Here is an 8941-nt window from a genome sequence, read left to right as displayed (position 1 = left end):
CGACCCGCACATTCGCTTTTTTCTAGGTTCAATGTTCAGTTTTCAAGGTTCAGTTTCTGGCTTCGATAAATTGTCATCTTCTGCGTCAACCCATCGCCTCGCTCGTTCGATATACTATAAGTATTATCTCGCTCGCTCAGCTCGAGTTTCCTTGAATCTAAGCAATTTCTCTTTGCCAGTGCCTAGCAATTTTGGCTTTTGTTTTGTTGCCGTATCGCGTCTACTTGTATATAATACCACGTGCCCTAGGTTATGTCAACACTTTTTTCGACACTTTTTTGAGATTTTTTAGTGAAACACTAGGATTCGTGGAAAAAGAAACATGCTTGATTATCGCCTTTATCGGCATTAAAATTTCTTCAAGAAATCTCAAAAAAAGTAGGATTTTTAGCTGTTTTTTCTCAAAAAAACGCTCAAAATCAGTAATTTTTTTTCTCTGCTTCAGAAATTTTTTCTCAAATTTTGCTTGTTACATTACCGCTTTTATCTTGCGCAAAGCTTCGTGCTTCCTCTCAAATTATCATAAATCTTGCATATAGTTACCTTTCTTCAAAATTAATATGCCAACTTTTAGATTATTCTATGACAAAGCAGTCTGAAAATGCTATAATAAGATGACTTCTAAATGTAGCCAGATAAAATGGCTACACAGTCAATATAATGAAGAAGAGGTAGAAAATGTTTAAAGTACTAAAATTCATTGTCATCAGTGTTGTTTGCCTCATTATTATGGGAGCATCAGTGCTTTATGGCTTCTCCAGTCTTTTTGCACCTCCTAATATGGATGAAACACTGATTCCGGACGCTGCTTCACAGTTCTACGATATCAATGGTAACGCAATCTATACTACGCTTTCGGAAGAACGCAGAGTACCTGTTACTATTGATAAGATTCCTAAGCATGTGCAGCGTGCCTTTATTGCTATTGAAGATAATCGCTTCTATGAACACGGTGGTATTGACTACCGCGGCACAGCACGTGCTCTGCTTTCTACATTAAGCGGTCACGAAGTACAGGGCGGCAGTACCATTACCCAACAGCTGGCAAAGAATGCTTTCCTTACCCAAGAACGTTCCATCATCCGTAAAATTAAGGAAGCTTTTATTGCCAAGGAGCTTGAGCACAAATATACTAAGGATGAAATCCTCACTATGTATCTGAACCAGATTTATTTCGGTCAGGGTGCATACGGTATTGAAAGTGCTTCCATGTATTACTTCAATAAGCATGTTCAGAATCTGGATATCGCTGAAGCTGCTACTTTGGCAGCAATTCCTAAAAGCCCTAACTATTTTAATCCTTTTGAAAATCCTAAGGAAAGCAAAAATCGTCAGGAGCTTGTTATTGACCAAATGGTCAAATATGGTTTTATCTCTGCTGCCGACGGTAATGCTGCCAAGGCTGAAAAGCTTGTCTTCAGCACCACTCATAAAACCAATTCCGATCCCCGCTCCTATTTCTTCGATATGATTACCCAAAAGGTTATCGAAGAGGTTGGTGCAGACGCTCTCTATAAGGGCGGTCTTAAGATTTATACCACTTTAGACCCAGATATGCAGAAGGCTGCAGAAAATGCTATGAAGCATCTGCCGGGCTATTATACAGACGGTAAGAAGCTGACTCAGCCGCAAATGGCTCTGGTTGCCGTTGACCCGCATACCGGTTACGTTAAAGCTATGATCGGCGGCCGCGGCCAGGATAAATTCAACCGTGCTACTCTTGCAGTACGTCAGCCCGGTTCTGCCTTCAAGCCTTTTGTCTACCTGACTGCTATGCAGAACGGTTATTCTCCGGCCAGTGTCATTGAAGATAAGGAAGAAGAATTCTCTCCCGGCTGGAAACCGCAGAACTCCGACAGAGCATGGCATGGTAAGGTCAGCCTGCGTACTGCGCTGATTCGTTCCATAAACGTGCCTACTGTTAAGCTAGCCCAGGAGGTTGGCGTAAGCAAAATTATCGCCAATGCTGAAAAGATGGGCATCAGCACTCTGGTAGATTCCGGTGCCTATAGTGATTCCAATCTTGCCATGGCACTTGGCGGTCTCAGCAAGGGTGTTAATCCGCTGGAAATGGCATCAGCCTATGGCGTTCTGGCAACCAATGGTATGTATTGCAAGCCTATTGCTCTGCTCAAGATTGTTGACCGCGAGGGCAAGGTTCTGTACGAAGCTAAGCCTAATCCTAAACGCGTTATTGACGCTGAATCCGCTTATCTGACTACTAATATGCTGCAGGATGTTCTTATTAGTGGTACTGCTGGCGGTATGGGAATCGGCCGTCCGGCAGCAGGTAAAACCGGTACCACCGATACCTACATCGATGCCTGGTTTGTTGGCTACACTCCTGACCTCAGTACTGCTGTATGGGTTGGTGATGACAATAACAAATCCATGAACCGTATGTACGGCAGCGGTGCTCCGCTTTCTATCTGGCATGATTTCATGGTCAATGCTTTAGCTTCCACTCCACGCACCGGCTTCAGCAATCCGGGCGTAGCAGTTCCGCCGGAACCGGAAATCAAGCAGGATGATAAGGATAAGGACAAAGATAACGATAAGGATAAAGACAAGGATAAGGACAAACAGGCTCCAGCTTCCGTCACAACTGATGGCAATACTGCTCAGGAGCCAGTAGTAAGCAACCAGCCTACTAAAAGGAAACGCAGCATGAAAGAGCGCGTTAACGAAATTATGGGCAAGCCTGTTGTCAGCAACCAGCCTACTACACGTAATTAAATAGCTTTGATGGTGGTCACCGGGCGTGGCCACCATTTTTATTTTCAGACTTTCCGTATACTGTATACATGAATACCGATTTATGCTATAATAATTACAGCTATAAATAAGCTTTCAAAAATGAACTATACTAAACTAATAAAAGGAGTACTGCCATGGAGAAGAAACCCGTAAAAATAGTTGAAACCGTCCTGCGTGACGGCCACCAGTCGCTTGCTGCCACAAGAATGCGCATCAGCGATATGCTGCCGGCATTGGAACAGCTGGATAACGCCGGCTACTATGCTTTGGAGGCTTGGGGCGGCGCCACCTTTGACTCCTGCCTGCGCTTCCTTAATGAAGATCCCTGGCAGCGTCTGCGCACACTCAAAAAGCATCTGCGCAAAACACCGATTCAAATGCTGCTGCGCGGTCAGAACATTTTGGGCTATAACCATTATGCCGATGATGTTGTACGTGAATTTGTTAACCGCTCTGTTGACAACGGCGTATCCATCATCCGTATTTTCGATGCTCTCAACGATACCCGCAACCTGGAATGCGCTATGCGTGCCGCTAAAGAAGCAGGCGCACATGTGCAAGGCTGTATTGTTTATACCATCAGTCCCTACCATCAGGATAAAGACTTTGTTCAATTAGGTAAGGAACTGGCACAGATGGGCGCAGATTCCATCTGCATTAAGGATATGGCAGGCCTGCTGCGTCCCTACGCTGCTGAAAGCCTTATCCGCAGCCTGAAGGCGGAGCTTGACCTGCCTATCGACCTGCACACACACTTCACCAGCGGTATGGGTGATATGACTTACCTTAAAGCTGTGGAAGCCGGTGTGGATATGATTGATACTGCGCTGTCTCCCTTCTCCGAATCTACCAGCCAGCCCTGCACCGAAGCTTTGGTAGCTACGTTGGAGGACACTCCCTATGCTACGGGCATCAAGCTTGCTGAGCTCAATGCTTTAGCTGACTATTTCAAAGACGTACGTAAAAACCTTATCCATGATTTCAACCTGAACGCCAATATCCCCATCGATCCCAAAGTGCTCACCTTCCAGATTCCTGGCGGTATGCTTTCCAACCTGCTGAACCAGATGAAGGAAATGGGCGTTGCCGACAAATACCCGCAACTGCTTGAAGAAATGCCGCGCGTACGTGCTGAGCTTGGCTATCCGCCGCTGGTTACTCCTACAAGCCAGATTGTAGGTTCTATGTCCGTATTGAATGTTGCACTCGGACGCTACAAGATGATTCCCCGCGAGGTTAAGGATTTGATTCTTGGCAAATACGGCCGCACTCCGGGACCGATTGACCCTGAGGTTAAACGTCTGGCCATTGGTGACGCACCGCAAATCGACCACCGTCCCGCCGACGATATTCCGCCGCAGATGAAAAAGCTGCGCGAAAAGCTGGCTGAGGAAGGCTTCCCCAACGCACCAATTGAAGACGTATTAAGCTACGCCTCCTTCCCTGAGGTAACTCTTAACTTCCTGCGTCACAGCAACATCGGTATGAAATTCCACGATTTATAAGCATGAACGCTAAAGAGCACGCTGAGAAAATTCTCAGCGTGCTCTCTTTTTATGCAGATATTATTTTACATCCTCCAGGTGTTCTTCCTGAAGCTCCTCGTGAATCTTTTCCGGCTCATGCAAAAGTTGGATACCGACACGCACAATACGCATCTTGTCAATCTCTTCTACCGTAAAGGCAGCGGCAGGTGTCTGCACCTTCTGCCCCACCTTAGGCGGATAATCAAGCTGAGAGTAAACCCAGCCACCGATAGTATCACAGTTTTCGGTGTCCAAAGCCAGCTCGAAGGTATCGTTAACATCCTCCAACAGCATTTTGCCGTCGACAGAATAGGTTTTGCTGCCCTTTTCTTCTACCTCCGGACGTTCCTCGTCAAACTCATCCTGAATCTCGCCTACGATTTCCTCCAGGATATCCTCAACGGTAACCATACCTGCGGTACCGCCGTACTCGTCAACCAGGATTGCCAGCTGGCTGCGATGCTTCTGCAGAATGCGCAGCAGCTTGCTGATAGGCAGAGATTCCGGCACCAGCAGCACCTTACGCGCCAGACTGCGCAAATCAGGACGCTCGCCGGCATTTAAGCTGCGCAGCAAATCCTTGATATGCAAAAAGCCGATAATGTGGTCCTTGTCCTCATCACAGATAGGATAACGCGTCATGCGCTCCTCCAGCGCCGTCTTGATATTATCCTCCCAGGAATCCTCCAGATACAGGCAAATCATATCGGTACGCGGCACCATGATGTCACTGGCGCGACGGTCGGAAAAGTCGAAGACATTATCCAGATAAGTAAGCTCTGTTTTATCAATATAGCCATGCTTGTGGCTTTCTTCCATCAGTATGCGGATCTCATCCTCATTGTGCGCCTCTTCCGCCTCGCTCGCAGCCTCAACGCCCATTTTGTGCAGCACCCAGTTGGCAACGTGATTGAGGAACCACACCGCCGGATACATCAGCTTATCAAACAGAATCAGCGGTGTTGCCACAAACAGAACAATCTGCTCCGTCTTTTGGATGGAAAGAGATTTAGGCACCAGCTCGCCTAAAACAATATGCAAAGCGGTGATAACACCGAAGCCGACAACAAAGGCTATTGTATGCTCAACTTGCGGCGGCAACTGCAACAGGTTAAATACAGGATGCATCAGCTTAGCCACTGTCGGCTCGCCGATCCAGCCTAAGCCCAGCGAAGCAATGGTTATGCCAAGCTGCGTAACCGAAAGATAGGCATCAAGATGCTCCGTTACCTGCTTAGCGCTTTCTGCCCGCGTATTGCCTTCTTTAATCAGCGCATCAAGACGCGAAGGGCGCACCTTGACAATAGAAAACTCCGAAGCAACGAAAAAGCCGTTCAGCGCCACCAAAAATAAAATCGCTATAACATTAAACAAACATATGAGATAGTCCAAAAATCTCTGTAATCCTGCAGATTGCAGAAAAACAGTTTCACCTCCGTAAAATATATAATATTAACAGTATTGTACCATACATAGGCAATAAAGCAAAATAATTTTTTGTAAAATTTGTAGCAAAAAAGCCGCCGTATCAGCAAAATTTACATGATACGACGGCTTTAAGCTTTTATTTTATTTCGGCTACAGCTTTATGCAAAGATGATGCCTTATACTCAATCTTTAACTGCTTCAGCGCAGCGTTTGCACAGAGTCGGATGCTCAGCGTCCTGACCAACCTCGTCGCTGTAAATCCAGCAACGCTCGCACTTGTGGCCTTCGGCAGCAGCAACGGTAACCTTCAGGTCCTCGCGGCCGGTTGCTTCAGCACCTTCTGCAGCGCCTTCAACAATAACAGCCTGAGAAACGATCAGCAGAGTTGCCAGGTCTTTTTCTACGGATTTCAGGATAGCCAGTGCTTCGCCTTCGGCGTGCAGCTCAACCTTAGCGTCCAGGGAGTGACCGATTTGTTTGTTACGACGAGCCAGCTCCAGCACCTTGGTGATTTCGCTGCGGATTTCAATGAAGTTATCCCATTTGGTTTCCAGCTCTTCGTTGATGTATTCTTCCTTAACCTCCGGCCAGGGCAGCATTTGTACGGATTCCGGAGCATTAGCAGGTTTCTTCATGAACTGCCATACTTCTTCCATAGTGAAGCTCAATACCGGGGACAGCATAACGATGAGGTCCATGAGAATTTCATGCATAGCGGTTTGTGCGCTGCGACGCTCTTTGCTGTCAGCCTTGTAAGCATACAGGCGGTCTTTGAGGATATCCAGATAGAAGCTGGACATTTCAACAGTGCAGAAGTTGTGGATTGCATGATACAGTACATGGAAATCATAGCTTTCGTAAGCAGCGGTAACTTCCTTCTTCAGCAGCTGCAGATGCATCAGAGCCCATTGGTCAAGCTCCAGCATTTCGTTGAACGGAACAGCATCGGTTTCATAGTTGAAATCGTTGGTGTTGCCCAGAATGTAACGGATGGTGTTACGGATTTTGCGATATACCTCAGCCAGCTGCTTCAGGATTTTCGGGGAGATACGGATATCTGCCTTGTAATCGGAGGAAGCAGTCCACAGGCGGATGATATCAGCACCGTATTGTTTGATTACGTCCTGCGGAACGATAACGTTACCTACGGATTTGGACATCTTGCGGCCATCGCCGTCAACTACGTAACCATGAGTCAGTACGGATTCGTACGGAGCACGGCCTGCAACAGCAACGGAAGTCAGCAGAGAGGACTGGAACCAGCCACGATGCTGGTCACTGCCTTCGAGGTACATAGCAACCGGCCAGGACAGCTCCGGACGCTTTGCGGCAACAGCCATATGAGAGGAACCGCTGTCGAACCATACGTCCATGATATCGCTTTCTTTGTGGAAGTGCTTACCGCCGCATTTCGGGCAGACAGTGCCTTCCGGCAGCAGCTCTTCTGCAGTGTGAGCCCACCATGCATCGCTGCCTTCTTTTTCGAACCAGTTGGCAACGGAGTCGATGGTAGCTTCGTTAATCAGATGCTCGCCGCAGTTATCGCAGTAGAATACCGGGATAGGAACGCCCCATACACGCTGACGGCTGATGCACCAGTCATGACGGTCGCTAACCATGTTATGGATACGTTGTTGGCCCCAGGAAGGAATCCACTGTACATCGTCGATAGATTTCAGTGCTTCATCACGGAAGCCGTCGATAGAAGCGAACCATTGAGAGGTTGCACGGAAGATAATCGGGTTTTTGCAGCGCCAGCAGTGTGCGTATTGGTGCTTAATGTTTTCTTTGCCCAGCAGGCAGTTCAGCTCAGCCAGATATTTCAGTACCGGGATATTAGCATCGAATACAAACATGCCCTTGAAGCGTTCGCCGGCTTCTTCGGTCAGCTTGCCCTGGGAATCAACCGGGCAGAGAATCGGCAGCTTGTATTTCAGGCCGGTTTCAAAGTCGACATCGCCGTGACCAGGAGCGGTATGTACGCAACCGGTACCAGCTTCGGTAGTTACATAATCAGCCATAACTACGAGAGAACGGCGGTTGTTGTATTCAGGGAACGGATGCACGCATTCAGCATATTCCATATCCTTACCAAGAGTAGTGCCGAGGATATTGCTGAGGTCCTTGTGGCAGACAGCGCCAACCTGAGCCAGCAGGTCTTTTGCCATGAAGAGAACTTCGCCTTCGCATTCAACCCAGGCATATTCCAGAGCAGGGTTCAGAGCAACAGCAACGTTGGCAGGCATAGTCCACGGAGTGGTGGTCCAAATTACCATGTAAGCTTTTTTGCCTTTAGCAGCTTCCGGAGTTTGGCCGTTGTCTTTTACCAGCGGCATTTTTACGAAGATAGTCGGAGTTTTTTGTTCGCCGTATTCGATTTCTGCTTCAGCCAGAGCAGTTTCGCAGTGCGGGCACCAGTAAACGGTCTTTTTGCCTTTGTAGATATAGCCTTTGTTAGCCATAGTACCGAATACACGGATCTGCTCAGCTTCAAAGCTGTGATGCAGAGTGATATACGGGTTTTCCCAATCGCCCAGAACGCCCAGACGTTTGAAGTCTTCGCGTTGGATATCAACCCATTGCAAAGCGAAGTCGTGGCATTTGCGGCGCAGAGTCAGCGGATCCAGCTCATTGCGGTTCAGGCCCAGCTCTTTGATAGCAGCATGCTCAATCGGCATGCCGTGAGTATCCCAGCCGGGAACATACGGGGTGTCGAAGCCTTGAGCGTATTTGTATTTCATGATGATATCTTTTAAGATTTTGTTCAGGGCATGACCCATGTGGATTTTGCCGTTTGCATACGGAGGGCCGTCATGCAGAACAAATTTCTTGTGGCCTGCATGCAGAGCCTGCTTTTTGCCATAAATATCGTTTTCTTCCCAGAATTTCAGGAAATCAGGTTCGCGTTGCGGCAGACCGGCACGCATAGGGAACTCTGTTTCGGGCAGATTCAGTGTTTTACCATAGTCCATTACTAATAACCTCCAATTTTATTAAACAAAAAAATTAACAATATAAAAAAGCTTCGTCCCTCAGATAAGGGACGAAGCTGTAGACTAACAACGATTAATACGCTTGCGTATCATGCATCATTAACAAACGTGTACTCCGTGGTACCACCCTCATGACGACAGCCTTTGCCGCACGCCACTCGTGTGCGCAATATCGGGCGCTCCCGTATGCAGCTACTCAGGTTCGCCGCATCCGCTCCAAAGTGATTTTCACCTGCT

The 8941-nt window shown here is 47.6% G+C and carries 4 protein-coding genes; 2 read left to right on the top strand and 2 right to left on the bottom strand.

Translation table 11 applies throughout. From position 1 onward, the window contains the following. The first annotated feature begins 678 nt into the window (after nucleotides 1–678). Both Q0612_RS10140 and Q0612_RS10135 read left to right on the top strand, forming a co-directional pair. Nucleotides 679–2736, top strand: coding sequence for a transglycosylase domain-containing protein (locus tag Q0612_RS10140; RefSeq protein ID WP_298884272.1), 2058 nt, complete (start codon nucleotides 679–681; stop codon nucleotides 2734–2736). A 155-nt stretch (nucleotides 2737–2891) separates the two neighbouring features. Continuing rightward, nucleotides 2892–4262, top strand: coding sequence for a pyruvate carboxylase subunit B (locus Q0612_RS10135; protein ID WP_298884269.1), 1371 nt, complete (start codon nucleotides 2892–2894; stop codon nucleotides 4260–4262). A 60-nt stretch (nucleotides 4263–4322) separates the two neighbouring features. On the opposite strand, the gene Q0612_RS10130 is transcribed toward Q0612_RS10135, so the two are convergent. Next, nucleotides 4323–5675, bottom strand: coding sequence for a hemolysin family protein (locus Q0612_RS10130; RefSeq protein ID WP_298884267.1), 1353 nt, complete (start codon nucleotides 5673–5675; stop codon nucleotides 4323–4325). Nucleotides 5676–5893: 218 nt separating this feature from the next. Next, nucleotides 5894–8683 (bottom strand): isoleucine--tRNA ligase, encoded by a 2790-nt coding sequence (ileS, locus tag Q0612_RS10125; protein WP_210684109.1) that lies wholly within the window; start codon nucleotides 8681–8683, stop codon nucleotides 5894–5896. Nucleotides 8684–8941 lie beyond the last annotated feature (258 nt).

The sequence above is a fragment of the uncultured Phascolarctobacterium sp. genome, from assembly GCF_937920985.1.
Lineage (GTDB): Bacteria > Bacillota > Negativicutes > Acidaminococcales > Acidaminococcaceae > Phascolarctobacterium_A.
This window is presented reverse-complemented; position numbering and strand designations above follow the sequence as displayed.